23 protein-coding genes are annotated in these 22,697 nt (G+C 30.9%); 16 read left to right on the forward strand and 7 right to left on the reverse strand.

The genetic code is table 11. From position 1 onward, the window contains the following. Window positions 1-907 precede the first annotated feature (907 nt). From CHRY9293_RS15760 to CHRY9293_RS15780, 5 genes are all read left to right on the forward strand, one after another. Window positions 908-2,257, forward strand: coding sequence for a TlpA family protein disulfide reductase (locus CHRY9293_RS15760; RefSeq protein ID WP_162033863.1), 1,350 nt, complete (start codon window positions 908-910; stop codon window positions 2,255-2,257). Window positions 2,258-2,307: 50 nt separating this feature from the next. Then, a complete protein-coding gene (locus CHRY9293_RS15765) occupies window positions 2,308-2,733 on the forward strand; it encodes a helix-turn-helix domain-containing protein (RefSeq protein ID WP_122636310.1) in 426 nt (141 codons plus the stop codon). A 65-nt stretch (window positions 2,734-2,798) separates the two neighbouring features. Then, entirely contained in the window at window positions 2,799-3,263 is a 465-nt protein-coding gene (locus tag CHRY9293_RS15770; RefSeq protein WP_162033864.1) for a hypothetical protein, read from the forward strand. Window positions 3,264-3,433: 170 nt separating this feature from the next. Then, window positions 3,434-3,637, forward strand: coding sequence for a hypothetical protein (locus CHRY9293_RS15775; RefSeq protein ID WP_122546993.1), 204 nt, complete (start codon window positions 3,434-3,436; stop codon window positions 3,635-3,637). 145 nt (window positions 3,638-3,782) lie between these two features. Then, window positions 3,783-4,103, forward strand: a complete 321-nt coding sequence (locus CHRY9293_RS15780) for a helix-turn-helix domain-containing protein (RefSeq protein WP_162033865.1) — start codon at window positions 3,783-3,785, stop codon at window positions 4,101-4,103. A 94-nt stretch (window positions 4,104-4,197) separates the two neighbouring features. Here CHRY9293_RS15780 and CHRY9293_RS15785 read toward each other — a convergent pair whose 3' ends face one another. The 3 genes from CHRY9293_RS15785 to CHRY9293_RS15795 form a co-directional block, all read right to left on the reverse strand. Continuing rightward, window positions 4,198-4,617, reverse strand: a complete 420-nt coding sequence (locus CHRY9293_RS15785; protein WP_162033866.1) for a hypothetical protein — start codon at window positions 4,615-4,617, stop codon at window positions 4,198-4,200. A 204-nt stretch (window positions 4,618-4,821) separates the two neighbouring features. Beyond that, entirely contained in the window at window positions 4,822-6,000 is a 1,179-nt protein-coding gene (locus CHRY9293_RS15790; RefSeq protein WP_162033867.1) for an MFS transporter, read from the reverse strand. 420 nt (window positions 6,001-6,420) lie between these two features. Then, entirely contained in the window at window positions 6,421-6,633 is a 213-nt protein-coding gene (locus CHRY9293_RS15795) for a hypothetical protein (RefSeq protein WP_162033868.1), read from the reverse strand. Between the two features lie 459 nt (window positions 6,634-7,092). Here CHRY9293_RS15795 and CHRY9293_RS15800 point away from each other — a divergent pair, with 459 nt between their 5' ends. The 8 genes from CHRY9293_RS15800 to CHRY9293_RS15835 all read left to right on the forward strand — a co-directional run bounded on the left by CHRY9293_RS15800 (window position 7,093) and on the right by CHRY9293_RS15835 (window position 16,539). Next, a complete protein-coding gene (locus CHRY9293_RS15800) occupies window positions 7,093-8,673 on the forward strand; it encodes a Na+/H+ antiporter (protein WP_162033869.1) in 1,581 nt (526 codons plus the stop codon). 331 nt (window positions 8,674-9,004) lie between these two features. After that, window positions 9,005-9,214, forward strand: a complete 210-nt coding sequence (locus CHRY9293_RS15805) for a hypothetical protein (RefSeq protein WP_162033870.1) — start codon at window positions 9,005-9,007, stop codon at window positions 9,212-9,214. A gap of 393 nt (window positions 9,215-9,607) precedes the next feature. After that, on the forward strand, window positions 9,608-10,864 hold the full coding sequence (locus tag CHRY9293_RS15810; protein WP_162033871.1) for an aminotransferase class I/II-fold pyridoxal phosphate-dependent enzyme: 1,257 nt from the start codon (window positions 9,608-9,610) through the stop codon (window positions 10,862-10,864). 6 nt (window positions 10,865-10,870) lie between these two features. Continuing rightward, window positions 10,871-11,497 (forward strand): TetR/AcrR family transcriptional regulator, encoded by a 627-nt coding sequence (locus tag CHRY9293_RS15815; RefSeq protein WP_162033872.1) that lies wholly within the window; start codon window positions 10,871-10,873, stop codon window positions 11,495-11,497. 96 nt (window positions 11,498-11,593) lie between these two features. Continuing rightward, window positions 11,594-12,679, forward strand: a complete 1,086-nt coding sequence (dnaX, locus tag CHRY9293_RS15820) for a DNA polymerase III subunit gamma/tau (protein WP_122547001.1) — start codon at window positions 11,594-11,596, stop codon at window positions 12,677-12,679. A gap of 997 nt (window positions 12,680-13,676) precedes the next feature. Next, the gene (locus tag CHRY9293_RS15825; protein ID WP_162033873.1) at window positions 13,677-14,756 is read left to right on the forward strand and encodes a chorismate mutase; all 1,080 of its coding nucleotides are present in this window, start codon (window positions 13,677-13,679) and stop codon (window positions 14,754-14,756) included. 108 nt (window positions 14,757-14,864) lie between these two features. After that, window positions 14,865-15,791 (forward strand): ribosome small subunit-dependent GTPase A, encoded by a 927-nt coding sequence (rsgA, locus tag CHRY9293_RS15830; protein WP_162033874.1) that lies wholly within the window; start codon window positions 14,865-14,867, stop codon window positions 15,789-15,791. A 331-nt stretch (window positions 15,792-16,122) separates the two neighbouring features. Continuing rightward, entirely contained in the window at window positions 16,123-16,539 is a 417-nt protein-coding gene (locus CHRY9293_RS15835; protein WP_162033875.1) for a nucleoside-diphosphate kinase, read from the forward strand. A gap of 256 nt (window positions 16,540-16,795) precedes the next feature. Here CHRY9293_RS15835 and rpe read toward each other — a convergent pair whose 3' ends face one another. Beyond that, window positions 16,796-17,446: a ribulose-phosphate 3-epimerase gene (rpe, locus tag CHRY9293_RS15840; RefSeq protein ID WP_122547005.1), complete on the reverse strand. Its 651-nt coding sequence runs from the start codon at window positions 17,444-17,446 to the stop codon at window positions 16,796-16,798. Window positions 17,447-17,787: 341 nt separating this feature from the next. Then, on the reverse strand, window positions 17,788-18,861 hold the full coding sequence (gene chrP / locus CHRY9293_RS15845; RefSeq protein WP_162033876.1) for a chryseobasin maturation metalloprotease ChrP: 1,074 nt from the start codon (window positions 18,859-18,861) through the stop codon (window positions 17,788-17,790). Window positions 18,862-18,913: 52 nt separating this feature from the next. Here chrP and CHRY9293_RS15850 point away from each other — a divergent pair, with 52 nt between their 5' ends. After that, entirely contained in the window at window positions 18,914-19,618 is a 705-nt protein-coding gene (locus tag CHRY9293_RS15850) for a DUF4294 domain-containing protein (protein WP_162033877.1), read from the forward strand. Window positions 19,619-19,643: 25 nt separating this feature from the next. Here CHRY9293_RS15850 and CHRY9293_RS15855 read toward each other — a convergent pair whose 3' ends face one another. Next, the gene (locus tag CHRY9293_RS15855) at window positions 19,644-20,060 is read right to left on the reverse strand and encodes an NUDIX domain-containing protein (RefSeq protein ID WP_162033878.1); all 417 of its coding nucleotides are present in this window, start codon (window positions 20,058-20,060) and stop codon (window positions 19,644-19,646) included. Window positions 20,061-20,187: 127 nt separating this feature from the next. Continuing rightward, window positions 20,188-20,862 carry a tRNA (5-methylaminomethyl-2-thiouridine)(34)-methyltransferase MnmD gene (gene mnmD / locus CHRY9293_RS15860; protein WP_162033879.1) on the reverse strand — a complete coding sequence of 225 codons (675 nt, stop codon included), beginning with the start codon at window positions 20,860-20,862 and terminating at the stop codon, window positions 20,188-20,190. 84 nt (window positions 20,863-20,946) lie between these two features. Here mnmD and CHRY9293_RS15865 point away from each other — a divergent pair, with 84 nt between their 5' ends. Both CHRY9293_RS15865 and CHRY9293_RS15870 read left to right on the forward strand, forming a co-directional pair. Further along, on the forward strand, window positions 20,947-22,020 hold the full coding sequence (locus CHRY9293_RS15865) for a branched-chain amino acid aminotransferase (RefSeq protein ID WP_162033880.1): 1,074 nt from the start codon (window positions 20,947-20,949) through the stop codon (window positions 22,018-22,020). Window positions 22,021-22,109: 89 nt separating this feature from the next. Further along, window positions 22,110-22,619 (forward strand): FKBP-type peptidyl-prolyl cis-trans isomerase, encoded by a 510-nt coding sequence (locus CHRY9293_RS15870; protein ID WP_162033881.1) that lies wholly within the window; start codon window positions 22,110-22,112, stop codon window positions 22,617-22,619. Window positions 22,620-22,697: the final 78 nt, after the last annotated feature.

Consider the following 22,697-nt stretch of genomic DNA (forward strand, 5'->3'; position numbering starts at 1 on the left):
GTATTGTAATTTTATATATCATAACATGTAAGGGTAAAATTTACAAAAGTGAGTTATTTTTATATACTAAATCACAATTAAGTGATTTTATTAAATTAATTATTTTACCTTTATTATTTGATAATTTATAGGTAAGTAATTTTTAATTTTAAATATGATATTCATTAATTGAAATCTTTTTTCTTAAATTTACATGTTTTTCGATAAAATATTAGTGTATTTTTAATGTATACCTTATTGTAGATGTAAATCTACAATGGTAGTGATTTTTTTATACCACACTCATGAAAAATCTATATGCATTCGTTGGGATTTAATTTTTTCATATATTAAATTTGTGAAACACAAAGTAGTATTGAAAATACTAAAAACTTGATGATGAGAAAGGATTTATAAGGATGCCCCTTTCTGAGTCCATAAACGATCCGGGGTTTTATCCCTGGATCTTTATAAAAAAGGGGCAGAAATTTTATGACACAAATAGTTAAAAAATTAAAGTATATATTTTTAAAGAAAAATAGTTATAATACAATCGTAAGTTAGAACTATTTTGAAATACAAGTGATGAAAAAGAATTATTAGTGATAGAGATTATATGATAATTACTATAGATTATGAATTATATGTAAAATAAATCATTTTTTTATATTATCGTTATTAGTTATATAATTTCGTTAACAATTAGTATTCCATCATGTTGCTCTTCCGTAGCAACTTTTTCAAGATATTTCTGTAAATACAAACTTTTGTTAAGGTATAGGATTTCTATTTTGAATGTTAATTTAAAAATAGAAGGGCATAAACGATCAATGTATGTGTATTTTTATATATTTTTATAAAGTTATCTGTTCGTTCAGATAAGTACATATAAAAATGATTGTTATACCAAGAATAATATAATATCAAAATGAGACGCACAAAAAAAATTACGTATTTATTTTTTGCTTTAGGAGCTTTTCAAACGGCGAATGCTCAAAAAATTTCCATGTATTTTCCTGAGTTTGCAGGCAAAACATATGATTTTGTTTTATTTCAGGGGCAAAATACTCCTGTACAAAAAGGGACTATTCCTCCTGATGGAAGATTTGTTCTTGAGGTACCTAAGGAATATGCTCCTTACCAAGGGATGAGTCGCTGGTTAATTACAAATTCAGCAGAAGGCGGAGGATTAGATATGGTTATTGATAAGAAGGATTTTTCGGTAGATTGTTTGGTGAAAAAACCTTCAAATAATGATATCGTTTATAAAGGAAATACCCAAAATAAGATGTTGGATAGCCTTTATACTACACAGACTAAAATTCTTGACAAATTTTCTGTGATGTCACAAGCTATGAGGGTGTACCCAAAAACTGATAAAAATTACGGCATCTATAAAGAAGAATACGATAAACAAGTAAGTAGCTATGATGATTTCCGGGAGTGTTTATTGAATTTGAACACTTATGCTAGTAAGGTTTTAGTTATCAGTAATTTCACGACTGGAGTAGGAGTTAGTAGCCTTAAAGTAGATGAGGCTAAAAAAGCCAAAGATGTAGGAGTTTTTATAACAAATGATATGGATTGGCAGGCGCTTTATACATCTGGTCATTGGGGTACAATAATAGGTTCGTGGGTTGATATTGAAAGTATGATGCCGGTAGATGAAAACTTATTTTTGCAAAATTTTAAAAAAATAGGGGATAAATTAAAAAGTCCTATAATGTATACATCTTTCGTTGATAGGGTTACCCATAGTCTTACTGCGCAAGGGAAAGATGATCTCATTGAGAAAATAGCTCCAGCTGTACTGGCTTCTCAAAAAATAACAGAGTATAAAGGAGATTTATCTGTTTATAAAAATACGGTTCCTGGCAGCCAGGCTCCAGATTTGATGATCACAGATTCAAACGGATCTATAAAAACACTAAAGAGTTCGGAATTTGCAGATCAAGGATATGAAAATACAATGTTGGTATTTTACCAATGGGGATGTGGACATTGTGAAAGTGTTTTAAATAGTATTTTAGATAAATATAGCGTTATTGAGAAGAAAAAAATCAAAATAATTGCTATTTCCGGGGATACTGATATGGAGATATTTAAAAACTCTTCTGGTAAATTTAAATGGAAAGATTCCTATTGTGATCTAAAAGGAACCAGTGGACCGAATTTTAAAAACTATAGCGTTTCAGGAACTCCTACAATCTTTTTATTGGATAAAAAAGGAGTTATACTTACCAGAAAGGCTGATGCAGGCTTTGTTTTAAATAAATAATATACAAAAATATTCAATTGATCAACTGTTAGATCGAAAAATAGGTAATTATGGAAGATAGTATATTTAAAGAAATACATATAGGTGGATTAATAAAGAAGAGGGTGGAAGAAATGAAAACAGATGTAAAAAGAATATGTGTTTTTATGAAATTATCTGAAAGTCAAATAGATGAGGTTTACAATAGTAATAGTATAGAGGCAGGTTCTCTTTTACGCTGGAGTAAACTTTTAGAATATGACTTCTTTAGAGTATATTCTCAACATCTTATTCTTTATGCTCCACCTGCAGCAACAAATGTTCCCCCTGCTAAAGCTGCTCCATCATTACCTGTTTTTAGAAAAAACTTATATACAAAAGAAGTGATAGATTTTATTACTGATCTTATAAGAACAAATAAAAAAAGCAAACAAGACGTGATGAAGGAGTATAATATTCCTAAAACAACTCTTTATAAGTGGCTTAGAAAGTACTAGAAATATAAAGTAAGATCTGTGAAATAGGCAAAGTAGATCTTATTAGTATTATAAAAAAATGACAAATGGTAAAAATAAGTAATAAAAAACAAGTAAAAGCATATGTAAGAAATACATTTATTTTAATTAATGTATTTATGATTGTTGCTGTATCAGTTGTACTTACACTGTTTAAGTTCAACTTTATGTTGGTGGCCTTGATGGCAATTTTTATAGAACTTTTAGTTCTCTTATATATTAGTTTGACAGTCAAATATTTTGAATATGAATATTATGGGGAAGTAATTACTATTATTTATAACCGTCTGATTTTTAAAAAAAATGGTAAAAGATTGGAATTACCCAAATCAAAAGTGAAATATTATAGATTGGAGAATAATTATTGGGGAACGCAATTGAATTTATATAAAAGGTCTCCCGATAAATACAATCTTATTCGTTTTCACTATAATGTTGTACCTCCTCTAAATGAGATTGATTTGAATCAACTTAACAAATCTTTACAAGAAGCAGAAATTATTATATTGTAAATGACCTATACAAGATGCTTTCTTTTTATTGTTGATTTCAAAATAATTATTTTTAATAATGTCACTTCTGTTGCGTGATAATATAAAGAATTGTTTATAATAAAATAAGAATCCTGAGATCGATCCACGGATATTATATACAAAAGTGCTAACATTTAAATTTGTCAAGAATGAAAGCTGATCATTATAAACACCTTTTAGGGAAGAATAAAAAACAGATTATAGAAGAATTTGGCCAAGAGTTCAATTATTATCATTCAGATACATGGAGCTATACCTTAAATGAAGGCTGGTTTGGAATTTGTAAGGTGTTGTTTTTGTTTTTTGAAAAAAATAAAGTTCAAAAGATAGAAACAAAAAAGATGCTTCGATAAGGAGTGAAGGTACAGAATATTGAAGGCTGTTTTCAATTATTACTTATGAAATTTTAGGCAGTTATATCTTATGATTGGTTGTGAAATTTATAGCCTTGTGTCCATCTGGGGATTGAAATACAAATTTTTACATAAAAAACACAAAATGAAAAACGTACCTAACTACAAAAAAATCTACAGTGATATGATTGCTATGAAATATCCTGAAAAGATAAAGGTTTGTGAAGGATATCTTCGTAAAGAAAAATTAACTGTTTTGGATGTTGTTAAATTGAATAAATTATTATCCAACGGTTCAAACCATATGTCCAATAAGTTTAATCAAAGATTTAAATCATACGATAAATCAGTTATTTTTGAAATTCTTGATTATCAAAAAAAGAAACATCTTACGAACACTGAACTGGCTAGACATTTTGAGCTGAGTAGAAATACAATTACTAAATGGAAAAAAGAATTTTTATAAAATAGAATAATTTCTTTACACAATTATTATAAATGAATTTTTGTAAAACTGCCCCTGTAAAGAGGCAGTTTTATATTTGAAAATATATTTATAATTAAGATCTAACGGTAGATAAAATAGGATTATTAAGGCTGAATGATTCTTGGCCAAATAAACTGGAGAATATATTTTGAAACTCATGAATATATTTACACTTTATTAAATTACCATAAATCTTTAATCCCTCTGTGATTTTTTTTGAACTGAGTTCAATATCATATTTTATAAATTCTTCGGGTCTTTCATATCGGATGATTTGATCAGATTTATATATTTTTGAAAAACCAAACTTCTGAAGCCATTCCTCTGTGATTTGTATAGGTTTTACATTTTTGGCAGGAATGAATAAATCCTGAATATCATTTTCTATCTTTACAAAATAATCTTTTTGATTATTTTGAAAAATTTCACTTATAACGTAAGTCTGATTTTTATATTCTACTAAATTATTAATTTTCATATCTTCTGCATTCATAGTATTTTGCTTTTTGGTGGTTAAAATCAATAGAAATGATTTATTTGGTTAAATTATATTTGCAAATATTATGCCTTATACCTATGTTTATCATAAAAAATATCTATTGCTTCTTTAGTATGAAAAAAATGATATTAAGAAAGTCATGGTATCCTGATGGTAAATTTATAATGTAAATGGGATATTTAAAGATGCTTATTTGGATTAATTATTTTTGCCACTCAATAAAAAAGTAATGAGAATAATTAAAATAATAAATAGAATAAAGAAGTTCCAAGAAGTACTATGGAGGATGTATCCTGTGCTACTCCCTAAAATACTAGATCCTAAATAATAAAACAACCAATAGATAGAAGTGGCTGAAGATTTTCCTTCTTTGGCATGAAGGGCAGTCATTTGGCTTGCTATAGTGTGGGCTGCAAAAAATGAAAGAGTGAAAATACCAAGCCCACAAGTGACCATATAAATGTTTTCGGAAAAGAGAAATAGACTTCCGATAATGATGGTGACGATGGCGCTTTTAAGAATGACTTTTTGTTCAATATTTTTGGATAATTTACTTGTAATCATCGTTCCCAATACCCCAAAAATATACATTAAGAAAATAAAGGCTATGAGGAAATGATTTAAGTGGAATGGGGCCGATTCTAGTCGGAAAGTTAAATAATTATATATACTTATAAAGGCTCCCATTAAGAGAGCAGCAATAAGATATAAATGAAGCATATAAGCATCTTGTAAGAATTTTTTCATTTGCTTCACTTTTAATGAATAGTCAATTTTTTTTGGGTGAAAAAAAATGGAATCTGGAAAAAAAATCCAAAATAATATGCCTAATAGTAGACTCTCGATACCAATAATAAGTACAGAGTTTTCCCATCCAAATTCACCTGCTAAAATAGTGGAGAGTATTCTTCCGCTCATCCCTCCAATTATATTTCCGCTCAAATACATACTTATAGCTAAAGGAACTATTGATCGATCCACTTCTTCGGTAATATAAGCCAGAGTAACAGCAGAAACTCCGGATACGATAAAACCTTTTAAAACCCCGAATATGATCAATACACTCATGTTGGGAATGTAAGCTGAAATAATGGTGAGTAGGGATGATGTAAGTAAAGAAAATGTCATTAGATTTTTTCTCGAATAGCTATCTGCTTTAAATGCAAAGAAAAATAAGCCTATTGCCATTCCGATGGTGGAAGAAGAAACAAGTAAAGAGCTGTTTCCTACGGAGGTCTTAAAATGATCTGCTATTATAGGGAGCAAGGGTTGAAATAGATAAAGTTGAGCAAATACAGAAAGTCCTGATAAGAATACGCAAAGTTTTATATATCTAAATCGTTGGCTGCCGTTATTTGCTTTTTCATGAATATTCATGCTGTTAATTAACTCGAATTTTGAGGATTAGAAATGTTTTTTCCAATACTATTAATTTCGTATAGAGGAAATGAAGGAGGAAGCGATAAATTTTCTACTTTTTCTCTTGTTCGAAATTAATGTATTTTTATATAGTTATGGGGTATTATTTCAATATTCATTCATTGAAATATTAAAATTACCCAAAAATCATTTTGGGTAATTTTAAATATATCTTTCGATATATATTGAATATCAAATATACTGAACTAATCTGAAATATCTTAAATCGGGATAAAATAAGAATTGGGTGAAATTTAATTCTTTTATAATTTTATTTATTGTTTTTTCCTCAAGAGGAAATTCTATAAATGTAATTTTGTTTTGTTAAAAAGTGTAGAATTTTTTCAAATGTTTTTATTTTTATAATTAGAAAATACATTAATAACTGTCGGCGTGATTGAGTTCCATTAATCGTAACATTAAATTTACATTTAAGCTTTCTTTTTTCTTGATTAAGGTATTGTAATTGGTATCACTCTTAATAATTGAAAAGTCTTTTTTTACATTTATTTTCTCCTTTGCTTGTTCTATAGGGAGAACTTGATAATGGTTTGAATTGAAAACGAGCGCAAATACTTTTTTGTTGTCCATATTTCTTTTGTTTTGTTAAATCTTATATGTGAAAACTAATTATTAAAAATCAATTTGATAAATAAGGCAATTTTTAAAAGATAAAAATCAGGTTATATTCAAAATGAATTTTTTAAACAGGGCTCATCCTTGAATTGCTTCAGGACAAGCCCATGTACAGAATAATAGGTTTCTTCTAAAAATCAATGAAAAGTAATATTTTCATGAAAATATTTTTATATTCGTAAGGGTTCTTTATTCGTTTGTTGAATACGAAAAGTATGTTTTTAATGAATATAATTTTGTAACATTTCTCATTTTGTGTTTTTTTTAATTATTGATAGTTACAAATTTGAGGATTAATACGTATGGTAACTTTATCAAAAATGATTATTTATTGCTCTTTATTGCTCTTTTTTAGGTGTAGGCTTATGTTGTTTTGTAGTTTTTGTATGATGAATTAAAAAATAATGTAAAAAAATGATGCAAGATTTTCCTTTTTATTTACTACTTATTGTAGCAATTACTTTATTAATCATGTTGGCTAATAAAGTGAAAGTCGCTTATCCTGTCTTACTAGTAATTGCAGGGGTATTCATTAGCTTGCTTCCTGGAGTTCCTGTTGTTCATGTTGATCCGGAGTTGATTTTTATTATTTTCTTGCCTCCTTTATTATATGAAGCTGCATGGGCAATTTCTTGGAAAGAATTATGGAAATGGAGGCGTATTATTGGAAGTTTTGCTTTTATCGTTGTTTTTCTCACGGCAATTTCAGTGGCCTTTATAGCAAATTACTTTATCCCGGGATTTTCAATAGCTTTAGGTTTTTTATTAGGAGGGATTGTTTCTCCTCCTGATGCTGTAAGCGCGGGTGCTATTCTTAAGTTTGTAAAAGTTCCTAAAAGACTATCTTCTATTTTAGAAGGAGAAAGTTTGTTAAATGATGCTTCATCCCTTATTATTTTTCGTTTTGCAATGATCGCAATAGCGACTGGACAATTTGTCTGGTATCAGGCTGCGATAAGTTTTTCGTGGATGTTAATAGGAGGAATAGGTGTAGGCTTGTGTGTAGGATGGATTTTTATGAAAGGCCAAAAGATATTACCTACAGATGCTAATATGGATACGATACTCACCATCGTTGCTCCTTATATAATGTATATAGCCGCAGAGGAGATTCATGGCTCAGGAGTTTTAGCTGTAGTAAGTGGAGGGCTATTTTTATCAAATAAAAGACATCATTTTTTAAGTTCATCTTCCCGTCTTCGCGGAGTAAATGTTTGGGAAAGTCTTGTATTTGTTTTAAATGGGTTGGTATTTATGTTGATTGGGTTGGATTTACCTGAAATTATATCCGGATTGGAGGGAGTAGGTTTATCTTCGGCTATCGGATATGGTGTTTTAATTACATTGGTGCTGATTATTGTGAGAATATTGTCATCCTATGGAGCGGTTATTATTACATTAATAGCCCGAAATTATATTACGGTAGCGGATACGAGAAGTCCTGGCTTCAAAGCACCTGTTGTGCTAGGTTGGACTGGGATGCGAGGTGTGGTTTCATTAGCTGCAGCACTATCAATACCGACGCATATGTATCCGGGTGGCCCGATTTTTCCTCAAAGAAATGTAATATTATTCATTACTTTTATAGTCATACTTATCACATTAATTATTCAAGGTCTCACTTTGCCTTATTTGATAAAAAAAATAGAACTTCCTGATTATGATGATCATCTTCCAAATGACGAAGCAGATGAGATGATTAAGCGAGAACTCGCTAAACTGACTATTATGCATCTTAATGAAAAATATAGGGAAGATTTGGAAAAAAGTATTTTCTTACAACAGATCCATGAAAAGTGGAAAAGCAAAATAGAAGAGTCTGATCAATTACTGTCGCTTGAAGTGAAATTAATTTATCTTGATATTTTAAATGAACAAAGGAAATGGCTTATTGCTCAGAATTATGAAAAAGATCGACACTTTGATGAAGATCTCATTAGGAAACATATTATGAAAATAGATTTAGAAGAAGAAAGGACTCATTTGCTCCATTAACTGTTAAAAAAGATGAATGTTCCAATCTTACATATATGCCTCAATATTTAACATAATAAATTTTTTTGCTTTAAAAACAATAAGATTAAATTTAATCACTTTGTTGTTTTATTTATATTTTTCATTTTAATAATTGTTTATATTTTTTAATTTATATATTTTTATATATCGATTATAATTTATCCTATTTTATTGAGTTGTTTTAATATTTCACTAACTTTATTTTGTTTCTAATTGATAAAATCTGTTATACGAGGTTGTTTTTTTTATTAGAAATTTAAGTTTTATCGTATTTATGGTCTTTTATTTGCACGAGAATAAAAAACACTATATGAAAAGAGAGGATTTTAACAATTTATTAGGCAAAAGCCGCATTGAAATTAAAGGAGAAATTGGGGATGGATTCAATTATTATATGAATCCGGTTTGGACGTATGAAGTAGAAAGAACATGGTTTGGGAGGAGGACTATTTTAATGGTCACTTTTGATGATGAAGTAGTTTCCGAGATTGATTTATTAAAAACATTTAGAAAATTTTAATTAGTAATTCTAGTTTTTAAATTAATAAAATAGATATATGGAAGAAAATATATAGGTTAAATTATTTGTTCCAAGTGATATAATACAATAAAGAGGTGAAATTCTTTCCTGAGCTTTTAATATTTAGCTTTATAATAAGTCTAGGAAAATTTCATCTTACATTTCACGATAGTATTTTACGAAGTGAAATCTTGTTATTAGATTATGAAACTTTCAAATAATCAATGTTTTATAATAAGAAAGGAATGTTTTTATTTTTGTTATGCTATTGCTAATATCTCTTGTTTTTTGATAAAGATATTTTAATAAATGTCTTTTAAATTAAAATTAACTGGACTCCATTCAAAATAATCAATATATTTGTTTTAACAAAACAGCTAAATATTATTAAGGATGAGTATTAACTTTGAAACAGCGACATTTAAGGACTTTGAAAACATTCCAGAGCTAGACATAGCTCACAGAGCGGAGATTTTTTATGATTTTTTGAACTATATGAAATCGAACGGGCATATGAATTATAGGTTGAAAAATACAACCGGTACGAATTCTACCGTAAAAGTTAATATAGATAATGAAAATAGAGAGTATGTAAGCTTTGTCTCAAGTGATTACTTAGGCTTTACACAACATCCAAAAGTAAAGCAGGCGGCCATTGAAGGGATTGAACAGTATGGAACGGGAACAGGAGCGACTCCTCTTATTGGAGGTTATTTTGCTTATCATAATGCCTTGGAGGAAAAAATAGCGTCTTTCTTTGGAAGAAGTCAAGAGGAGGCAGCCATTTTCACTACAGGTTATACAGCCAATAGTGCAACTTTGCAAGCTTTAATGCAAAAAGAAGATCTTGCTATTTTGGATATGGCTGTGCATGCAAGTGTGCATGAAGGATGTGCCTTTACTAATAAAAAGACATTTCCACATAATAATTTAGAAGCTCTAGAGCATATTTTAAAAACAGCGGAGAGTCTCTATCGTACTAAATTGGTTATCATAGATGGAGTGTATTCTCAAGACGGGGATACTTCTCATGTGAATGAGATCTATAATTTGGTAAAGAAATATAACGCTTTCTTAATGGTAGATGATGTTCATGGAGTCGGTATTTTGGGGAAAACAGGAAGAGGTACTCTTGAAGATACCAATCTATTAGATAAGGTTGATATTATGACCGGGACATTTAGTAAAACTTTTGGTAACCTAGGAGGGTATGTAATTGCAAACAAGAAATTGGTAGCTTTTGTAAGATTCCAATCTCGTCAACAAATATTCTCCGCAACTGCACCTCCATCATCATTAGGAATTATTAAGGCGATTGATCTAATAGATGAAGAACCGGAATGGAGAGAAAAGCTTTGGAGTAATATTAATTACTTTAAAAAAGGGTTGAATGACTTAGGCTTGGACACAGGAATTACATGTTCAGCAATCATTCCTGTGAAAATTGGAGATCCTCATGTAACAGGTGATGTCGGAAGACTACTAATAGAAAGAGGGATTTATACAAATCCAATTTTATACCCTGCAGTAGCGAGAAAAGATGCTCGTATTAGAATGAGTGTAATGGCAAGACATGAAAAAGAACAGCTTGACAAAACACTTAATGCATTTGAAGATATTAATAATAAATTGCATATTGCAAAAAAATAATAACATATGCCTAGAAAAGTAGTGCAAGGACCTATTAGGGACAAAGAAAAAACTAAACAAAAATTACTTGCTGCAGTTGGCAAAATCTTGAGAGTAAAAGGGTACTCTGGCTTGAAAGTAAGTAAAATTGCTGCCGTAGCAGGATTTGATAAAAAGCTTATCTATGAGTACTTTGGAAGTACTGATAAGCTTATTGATGAATATATCAAATCTCAAGACTATTGGAGTAAGATCAATCAAAATATTGAAGTAGATCTTTCAGACGGAGGGAAAGAATTTACGAAGCAAGCCGTACTTAATCAATTTGAAAGTCTTAAAAAGAATAAAGAATTACAAAAAATTATTCTTTGGGAACTTTCAGAAAGCAAGCCAATACTTAGAAAGCTCGTTGAACAGCGTGAAGAAGTAGGAGGAATGCTTTTCGAAAATATTACAGATCCTTACTTTGGAGAAGGTGCGGTAAGGTATAGGGCAATCATGGCATTAATTATTTCAGGAGCCTATTATTTGAATCTCTATACAGGGTATAATGCAAGCAAGTTTTGCGGAATAGATTTAAAAAGTGAAGAGGGCAGAGATGAGGTTCAGAAGGCTATGGTTGAATTGATTGATTTTGCTTATAACAAAAAATAGCCCGCAAGAAAATTTTTGTTTCTAAAAATAGAATTTTGTTGATAATTTGAAAACTTTACCCTTTCAAATTAGAAGTATATTTCTTATTTTTGGCCAATGGAAAATTTTATCGTATCTGCAAGAAAATATCGTCCACAAGAGTTTGAAACTGTTGTAGGTCAGTCTCATATTACAGATACTTTAGAACATGCTATTGAAGAAAATCAGTTGGCTCAGGCTTTACTATTTTGTGGACCTCGTGGGGTAGGCAAGACTACTTGTGCTAGAATTTTAGCAAGAAAAATCAATGAAAAAGATGGTTCTATTTCAGAAGACGGCTTTGCGTACAATATTTATGAACTGGATGCAGCATCAAATAACTCGGTTGATGATATTAGAGAATTAATTGATCAAGTTCGTTTTGCTCCTCAGGTTGGAAAATATAAAGTCTATATAATAGACGAGGTACACATGCTGTCTTCTGCGGCCTTTAATGCTTTTCTAAAAACTCTTGAAGAACCCCCTGCTCATGCTATTTTTATTTTGGCAACCACTGAAAAGCATAAGATCATCCCGACGATATTGTCAAGATGTCAAATATATGATTTCAAGAGAATTACAATTGAAAGTATACAAGGACATTTGAAAAATATTGCTCATAAAGAAAATATACAATATGAGGATGATGCTCTTTATTTAATTGCTCAAAAAGCCGATGGAGCTTTAAGAGATGCTCTTTCTATTTTCGACAGGTTATCTACTTTTTCTCAGAAAAATATCACGTTAGCTAAAGCGGCTGAAGTGTTAAATATTCTTGATTATGATCAATATTTAAATATAGTTGATCTAGCCAAAGAAAATAAAATTCCTGAAGTCCTTTTTGCCTTTAATGAGATTGTAAAAAAAGGTTTTGATCCTCACATTTTTATTGCAGGCCTAGGGAATCATTGTAGGGATCTTATGATGGCACAAAATACAGCCACTATCGAATTAATTGAGGTAGGAGAAAAAACCAAGGTTAAATTTGTAGAACAAAGTCAAAAATGGAGTGCTCAACAATTAATTGATGCCATTGAGATTTGTAATCATGCGGATATTAATTATAAAAACTCTAAAAATCCAAGGTTAACCGTTGAAATTGCATTAATGCAATTAGCCTCACTTACAGCTAATACAGAGCTCTCTAAAAAAAAAAGTTCCTAATATTAGCCCCACTTCTTAGGGAAAAGAAAGATAAAATCCCTTCTGACAATCAAGATAAGCAAAAAGAGGTTAAAGTAGAGAGTAAACCTCTCACAGATCATATTGAACCCGTTGTTATAAAAACAACCACTAAGCCATTATCTAAAATTGGAATATCCTCATCTTTCAGCATTAATTCATTTCTAAATAAAGGGGATGAAAAAGTAGAGGTAGATGAGAGTTTATCTATTAAAACGGAAAACCTTCCTCAAAATCATTTTACAGAAACGGATTTACAAACAGAATGGAATACTTTTTTAAAACAATTACAATCTAGAGATTCTTTTATTTTTAATGCTGTAAAAACGTTTAAATTAGTCAAAATAGATGAGAAAATAATTCAGATTTTATATCCTTCTGATTCTGCAAAAGTAGAATTTGATAAGATAAATGGTGAATTTTTTAATCATTTTAGGAGGAAAGTCCATAATTATGCTATTGAAATAGAATATAAAAGAGATTTTGAGAATCTTAAAATTGAAGTACTCACTAAGAGGAAAATATTCGAGAAATTTATAGAGAAAAATCCATTACTTAAAGATCTTGATGATTTAATGAGGTTTGATTTGACATAATTTTTATATATTTGTAGCATGCTTTTGGAAGTTAGCTTCTAAAAATCATATTGTTAAAAAAATTAAAATAGAGATTCAGAGTAATAAAATGGAAGGAAAAATGATTATAGATCAGGCTCCATTAGACCATCAAGGTTTTGCTCCCGCTAATTATTTTAGCGGCTATTTTAGTATTTTTACTCTTCATTATAGAAACTTCAGAAATCATTATCGATTTTATTGGTATTGTAGCTGAATTTCTTTCTCAAAAAATGTGGGGAATATATTTAAAATTTTCTTATCCCCTTTTTAAAATTTTAAACAATGTTTTTTGAAAAGAATTATAAAATAAATTTTATAATCCCCTTTTCTTTATGCATATATAATAAAAAAAAATGTCAAATATGAATTTAAAAGAATTGCAAAATGATTGGATTAATGAGTTTTCACAACCATTAATGATTGCAGGGCCATGTAGTGCAGAAAGTGAGGCTCAAATGTTAGAAACAGCTAAAAGAATAAGAGAAACGAATGCGAATGTTCCTATTTTTCGAGCAGGTATATGGAAACCACGTACAAAGCCAAATGGTTTTGAAGGAGTGGGAGTTATCGGCTTGAATTGGTTGAAAAAGGTAAAAGAAGAATATGGTTTTAAAACAGCAACAGAAGTAGCGAATGCACACCATGTTTTTGCAGCTTTAGAAGCAGATGTTGATATTCTTTGGATAGGAGCTCGTTCTACTGTTAATCCATTTACTGTACAGGAAATTGCAATGGCTTTAAGAGGGACGAATAAACCCGTATTTGTTAAAAACCCTGTAAATCCTGATTTAGCATTATGGATTGGTGCGTTGGAAAGACTTTTGGGTCAGGATATTAAAAAGCTAGGAGTAATACATAGAGGGTTTTCTACCTACCAAAAAACAAAATACAGAAATAATCCGAATTGGCAAATCGCACTTGATTTTAAAAGTCAATTTCCTAATATCCCTATGCTTATAGACCCTTCTCATATTTGTGGGAATAGAACGGGATTAGCAGATATTACTCAAGAGGCGATGAATGTAGGTTACCAAGGGGCTATTATTGAATCTCATTGTAACCCGGATGAAGCATGGAGTGATGCTTCTCAGCAGATTACTCCAGAAGTTCTCGCAGAATTGATTGGAAACTTGAAAGTGAGAAATACTGACTTAGCAGGATTTGATGAGGAGATGGGAAGACATAGAACCCTTATTTCGGATCTTGATTACCAATTAATTGAACTTCTTTCTCAAAGAATGAAAATTTCTGAGAAAATCGGTAAATTGAAAAAAGAGAATGATATTGCTATCTTTCAACCTGAACGTTGGAAAGTAATAACAGAATATGCAGCTCAAAAAGCTATAGAAACAGGAATGTCTCAAGAGTTTATGGAAAAGCTATTTAAGGCTATTCATGAAGAATCTATTGAGGTACAAAATAGTATCATGATCAATAAATAATAATATATGTATATTAAAAATAAGGGTTATGGATTTAGTTTCCATAACCCTATTTAATTTCTGAATCTAAAGCTGGTTGTAATTTCTTATATTTGTGGTTGTATAAATATGAGAGGAAAAATCATTAAATCTACGGGAAGTTGGTATCAAGTTTTTGAATTAGAAACGGGTACAATTTTCGAGGCTAGAATTCGTGGAAAGTTTAAGTTAATTAAAACGAGACTCACCAATCCACTTGCTGTGGGGGATTTTGTTGAATTTCAGTTGGAACAAGATGATATTGCTTGGATTACCAAAATTGAACCCCGTAGAAACTATCTCATCCGAAAGTCTGTAAACCTTTCCAAAGAAGCCCATATTATAGCTTCTAACATTGATTTGGCATGTTTTATTTTTACGCTTAAACATCCTGAAACGTCACTTGGTTTTTTAGATAGGTTTTTGGCATGTTGTGAAGCATATAATATGACACCTTTGATTTTATTTAATAAAATGGATGTGTTGCATGGTGAAGAGATTGAGATGGTAAAAGATATTGAATTTCTTTACCAAGATATTGGATATGAAACATTAGAGATTTCTTCTTATTCTCGGCTCAATCTTGATTATTTACAAGATATTCTTAAAGATAAAACTTCTGTTTTCTTTGGACATTCAGGATGTGGAAAGTCTACTTTAGTGAATGCACTACAGCCTGGCTTAAACTTAAAAACTTCAGAAATTTCGGATTCTCATTTGAAAGGAAAGCATACTACTACTTTTGCCCAAATGCATTTTTGGGATTTTGGAGGAAATGTGATTGATACTCCAGGGGTACGTGAGTTTGCCATGATTGATATAGATAAAGAAGAAGTACAACATTATTTCCCTGAAATATTTAAAAAGAGAGAAGAGTGTAAGTTTCACAATTGTCTTCATATTAATGAGCCAAAATGTGCTGTTACTGCTTCTTTAGAAACAGGAGAAATACAATATTCGAGATATTCGACTTACATAAAATTAATGGAGGAGGCTGAAGAATCTTCTCAAAAATAATGCGTTTTTTTTGAATTATTCAGTTTAATTCCTTTCTGGGAGTTAGGCCGATGAATGTTGGGTGAATTTTTATTTGGTGTTTTTGTGCGGATTTTATAATAGGGAAAATCTTCTGAAACACCGATCAATAAAAAACCCAGCCGAAGCTGGGTAAAAACTAATAACCATGAAAACTCAAATTAAACATGAGAATCGCAAAAGAATAAACAATTACTGTGCCAAAGTTTATTTCATAAATTCTTAATAAAAGTTATTTTTATGTTAAAAAAAATTAAAATAAAATTCAAAGATATTTTTTGTAATTTTGTGCCCATTAAAAAAATATACATTTATGTCTAACATTACATTCACTATGATTAAGCCTGATGCTGTTGCAGACGGACATATCGGTGCTATATTAGGAAAGATTTCTGAGGCTGGATTTTCAATTAAAGCAATGAGGCTTACTCAGCTTACTGTTGCAGATGCGAAAAAATTCTACGAAGTACATGCAGAAAGACCATTTTATGGAGAGTTGGTAGAATTCATGAGTTCAGGACCGATTGTAGCTGCTGTTTTAGAAAAAGATAATGCTGTTGAAGATTTTAGAAAATTAATTGGAGCAACAAACCCGGCAGAAGCAGCAGAAGGAACAATCAGAAAAATGTTTGCAAGAAGCGTTGGTGAAAATGCTGTTCATGGTTCAGATTCTAATGAAAATGCGCTTATCGAAGCTCAATTCCATTTCTCAGGAAGAGAGATTTTTTAATTAAAGAAGATACTCTTTGTATACACATAGATCCGGACATCGTTCCGGATTTTTTTATTGGTATTATACTGTGATGCTTTATGTGAAAAATACAGGGAGTAATTTGGTGTTTCTACTGATGGGTAAGTGTTTGCTTTTGAAGATCTTTACATCATAATGATGAAGAAACAAAATCTAAAACTAAAACCATATTATAATCTCATAGCATGAGAAATAAAGGCAGCTCAAGGCTGCCTTTATACATATAAAATGGAGATTATATTTTTAACAATTCGATTGTTCTTTCAGGACTTTCTGAGGAAAAGACCGCATTTCCCGCGACCAGAACATCAGCACCTGCATCAAAGAGTTTAGTAGCATTGTCTATATTAACACCTCCATCGACTTCTATCAGAGCAGTTGAATTATTGCTAATAATTAAATCCTTAGTTTCAGCAATTTTCTTATAGGTGTTTTCAATGAATTTTTGTCCGCCAAATCCTGGATTTACACTCATTAATAAGACTAAATCTACATCTGCAATAATATCTTCCAACATAAGCACTGGAGTTGAAGGGTTTAAAACAACTCCTGCTTTTGCACCTAAGCTTTGAATATGGTGAATCGTTCTATGAAGGTGAGTACAAGCCTCGTAATGAACAGAGATTAAGTCTGCGCCATGATTGATGAATTCTTCCACATATTTTTCGGGTTCTACAATCATCAAATGTACATCTACAAATTTCTTAGCATGTTGTTGAACCGTTTTCATCACCGGAAAACCAAATGAGATGTTAGGAACAAACCTTCCATCCATTACATCTATATGAAACCAGTCTGCCTGTGAATTGTTCAACATTTCAATATCTCTTTGCAGATTCCCAAAGTCTGCGGATAAAAGGGAAGGAGCAATAAGCTTCGTTTTCATTTTTACTTTTTATACTTTACTTTTTATTTCTACCTTTTAAAATGGATTAACAAACATAAAATAATACAGAAAAATACATCCAAATAGGATGGATTCTATGATTGTTAATTTGATATTATTAATTTTAATAACTAATAGTCTATCAATTACAAATAATCCTAAAGGGACGATACTGAAAATCAATAGCATTTCAAGTACCATATTATATGCAGAACCTATTTTAGGAGGATAAAACAGTTTATATATAATGGCAAAAGCTATATACACAAAAAATAGGGCGGTTATAACTGATATAAAAGTGGGTTTTCGGATCAAATGATAAAAGATATTTTTCATTGTAATTAATGATACTTTAATTTCATTTCCGGTTGGATTTTCAAGAGAGTTTCATAAATGAGTTTAATTACATTTCCTACGTCTTCTTTTGAAACCATTTCCACGGTGGTATGCATATATCGCAAAGGTAGGGAAATTAATGCACTTGGTACACCACCGTTGGAGTGAGCGAAAGCATCTGTATCAGTTCCTGTTGCCCGGCTTGCTGCAGCCCTTTGGAAAGGGATTTGTTTTGTTTTTGCTGTATCAATAATCAACTCTCTAATGGTATGATGAACACTTGGAGCGAAGAAAACTACCGGTCCTGCACCGCACTTTTGGTCGCCTTCTTTTTTCTTTTCAATCATAGGAGTTGTGGTATCATGAGTCACATCTGTAACGATAGCGATATTAGGTTTTATAGTATCTGCAATCATATCTGCGCCATATAAACCTACTTCTTCCTGAACAGAATTAGTAATATAAAGACCAAAAGGGATTGTTTTTTTATTTTCATGCAGCATTTTTGCGACTTCAGCAATCATAAAACCTCCAATTCTGTTATCTAATGCTCTGCATACAAAATAGCGATCGTTCATTTCAAAAAATTCATCGGGATAGGTAATCATACATCCTACAAAAATTCCCATTTCTTCAACTTCCTTTTTTGAAGTGGCTCCACAATCAATAAAAATATTTTCAATTTTTGGGGCAGGTTCGTTTTGGTTATTTCGTGTGTGAATGGCAGGCCAACCAAAAACACCTTTTATAATTCCTTTTTCTCCATGAATATGAACAATTTTAGAAGGAGCAATGGTTTGATCAGATCCTCCATTTCTTATTACATAAATGAGACCATCATCAGTGATGTAGTTAACATACCAGGATATTTCATCTGCATGAGCCTCAATCACCACTTTGAATGGAGCCTGAGGATTGATGATGCCATAACAAGTACCATAATGATCTACTTCGATTTTATCTACATATGGTCTAATATAGTCCATCCATACTTTTTGTCCTTTGTGTTCGTAACCGGTTGGTGATGAGATGTTTAGGTAATTTTCTAAAAATTTTATAGATTTCTTTTCAAATTTCATAAAAAGGAATGATTTTTGCGTTTAATTTCTGTTAAAAATAAGCGTAAAAATAATGAAATTTACTAAGATAATTTGTCTTTTTCTTTTCTTTTTTGGGATAAGTATCTCAGGACAAAATGACTCTGTAATTGCCAAGACATTAAGTCAGTATCCTCAGGAACTCCTAAAAACGGATGAGTATGGAAACAAATATTACTATGATGAAAAGCAAAAAGCCAAAATCTACGAAATAAATGGTGAGACTGTAGTCGTAATGGACGAATTGGTTTTGCTTAACAAACCTAAATTTAATAACCAACTAGATCGAAATTACTATTACTTTTTAAATAAAAAATTGTATCGTGTGTATCCATTATTTGTAATGGCTCTAGAGCAGTATAGAGATATTCATAAAGATATGTTGGATATGGACAGTAAAGCAAAAAGAAAATTTATAAAGGACCGTCAAAATATGTTGGCAGATCAATATGAAAAACAACTTAAAGATCTTACGACAACAGAAGGGCAAGTATTTGCAAAGCTAATGAATAGAGCAACCGGTAAGAATGTGTATGAAATTATAAAAGAGCTGAGAGGAGGTTGGAGTGCATTTTGGTGGAATGTGAAAGGAAAGATGGCCAATATAGATTTGAAAGATAAATACAATCCTTATAAGAATAGAACGGATGAGTTTATTGAATCACTTTTGCAATCTAATTGGAATTCAGGGTATTTGCAACCTTATCCTGGCGCAAATGATTTTAAAGCTGAAAAATAATCATAAAAAATTCCTGTAATTCATTTTACAGGAATTTTTCTTTTAGTTTATCGAACACGATTTGATCTACTGGAAGCGGGAATGGATTGTCAGCCCTATTTATTTCGATCCATTCTGTTTTCTCAATGCATGGATCTAGGATGAGAAAGTCTTCTTCATTGGTCATTTTTACAATATAATATATAGTGAGAAGCTGTTCATTTTCTCTAAAACGAGAAACGAGAAAATCCTCTTGGGTGTAAAGGTGCTCTACAATTTCTATTTTTACATTGAGTTCTTCATCAAATTCACGATGCAAGCAGTCTAATAATCCTTCACCATATTCTAGACCTCCTCCAGGAAATTTCATTAAAGGCTGTCCTGCATATTCTTCAAATAAGGTTAACACTTTATTGTCTTTTATAACGCAGGCATATACTCTAATGTTTATTTTATCAATCATATTTAGTATTTAGTTAGGGCTAAATTACGTATTAATATTAATAATTAAAAGAGTTAGATGTAGTATAAAATGTATATAATTTGAGATGACTATAATATTTTTCGCTTCGTGGATCAGGTGATTAGATTTATAGTTTTATTGCATTAATCATTTCTCTTTTCCCCGGTGGACCTTGTTTTTTTTCTACCTTGAAATTAAGTTCTTCGAGGATTCGTCTTACACTGCCTTTAGAGGAGTAGGTTGTTAATAATCCATGTACATCCATTTTATCAGAAACTATTTCAAATAAAGGTTTTTCCCATAGATCAGGCTGTACTCTTGCGCCAAAACAATCATAATATACCAGATTTATTTTAGGTAAGTCAATGGTTTTCAGTTCGAAAAAGTCGCATTGTATTTTCGTGAGGTTGAACCCATTAATAATTTCAATGGATTTTCCCCAATCACTTGTATGAATTTTTTGATACATATTTTTAAGCTCAGGGTTGTCAAAAAGTTCAAAATAGGCCAAATCATTAATTTCAAATTCACTTATGGGATATTTTTCTAATGAAAAGTAATTGATGATATGATTTTTGTCAGTTTTTAAATATTCATTAATTGTCACTAAAACATTTAAACCTGTTCCAAAACCGAGTTCTAAAATGTTAATTTCGTAATTATTTATTAAATTTAATCCGTTTTTAATAAAGACGTGTTCGGCTTCTTGCAGCGCTCCATGTTGGGAATGGTAATTTTCATTTAATTCATTGATAAATAATGTTTTACTTCCGTCTTTTGTTGTTTTTATTTCCCTTTTCAAGCTATTTTTTGACAAATTTACTCCAAAATTTTTATATTTAGAAAATTATATTAAATTTGTAGAACATCATAAAAAATTTTAGAAATGATAATTCAAAGAATTGAGAACTCCAGAATTTCTACTTTCGACCCTAACAATTTTTCTTTCGGTAATACTTTTACTGATCATATGATCATATGTGAGTATGAAAATGGGAAATGGGGCGAAGTGAAGCTAGTACCTTATGGTCCATTACTTTTTACGCCTGCTATGATGGGAGTAAACTATGGACAGGCTTGTTTTGAAGGAATGAAAGCTTATAAAGATAAGGATGGTCAAGTTTTCCTTTTCAGGCCTGAAAAGAATTTTGAACGTATCAACAAATCGGCAAAGCGTCTAGCAATGCCTGAAGTAACTGAAGAGATGTTTTTAGATGGTTTGAAAGCATTAATAGATGTGGATAGAAATTGGATTCCTCATGGAGAAGGAATGTCTTTATATATCAGACCATTGATTTTTGCTACAGAGGAAGCTTTAAAGGCAAGAGTTTCTAATAAATATATGTTTGCTATTGTAGCAACCCCTGCGAAAAGTTATTATACAGAGCCTGTTTCTGTGAAAATTTCCGATCATTACTCAAGAGCTGCGAGTGGAGGAGTAGGCTCAGCTAAGGCTGCCGGGAATTATGCGGCTTCTTTCTATCCAACACAATTGGCTATAGAGGAAGGGTATGAGCAGATTATCTGGACTGATGATGCAACCCATGAATACTTTGAAGAAAGTGGAACCATGAATGTGTTTGTGAGAATCAATGATACCATCTACACACCACCTACTTCTGAGAAAATATTGGATGGAGTTACTAGAGATAGTTTTATCCAACTTGCTCAAAAAAATGGAATTGAAGTAAAAATTGAGCCAATCAAAGTAAAAGATGTAATAGAGGCTCAAAAAAATGGAATATTAAAAGAAGTGTGGGGAGTAGGAACAGCTGTAGTAACTACCGTTTTTCAAGCACTTGGATATAATGGTGAGAAATTGGAATTACCTACAATTTCGGATCAAGAGAGTTATGCTGTAATGCTTAAAAATCAACTGGTAGATTTACAGAATAACCTTTCCGAAGATCCATTTGGATGGAGAGTATTGGTTGAGAAAAATGTTCTTGAAACCGTTTAAACTTATCTGAAAAGATTTTATATAATGGCCGGAATTCCCGGCCTTTTTATTTTTTATATTCTCCGAAATGTGTATTTTCGCAAATGTTTATGAAAAAAATAGTCTTCATATTAATGGTTGCTCAGATCAGCTGTAAACAAAATTCTCAAGCCCATCCTCCTGTAGGTGGAGTTCTGAGTCAAAATGATCTTAGTGTGTCTAGGGAAAGAATGAAAAACCTTAATACACTAGAGAGAAACCAAATTCAACAATGGATAGGAGGACAGACTGAAAAGTTTTATCCTACTAAACTTAATTATTGGGTGAATATAGAAGACTATGACAAAAGAGAGAAAAGACAAGATAATTCTCTCATATCATATCAATACGATCTTTATGACTTTGATCAAATTAAGATCTATGAACAACCTATTGAAAGAAAAGAAGTGAAATTGGGACACTTTGATGAATTAAAAGCAGTAGAAGATGCTTTGCGTTATATACGCGATGGCGAGGTGGTAACGCTTTTAGTTCCCTCTTCTTTAGCGTATGGAACGTATGGAGATGAGAAAAAAATTGACAATGACGTACCTTTAATCATCAAATTAAAAGCTCTATAAAAAATGAAATTTTTTAACAAGAATATAATTCTAGCAGCGGCAAGTATTTCGCTCATGAGTTGTACGCCAATTTATAAA

The organism is Chryseobacterium potabilaquae (genome assembly GCF_902728265.1).
Taxonomy (GTDB): domain Bacteria; phylum Bacteroidota; class Bacteroidia; order Flavobacteriales; family Weeksellaceae; genus Chryseobacterium; species Chryseobacterium potabilaquae.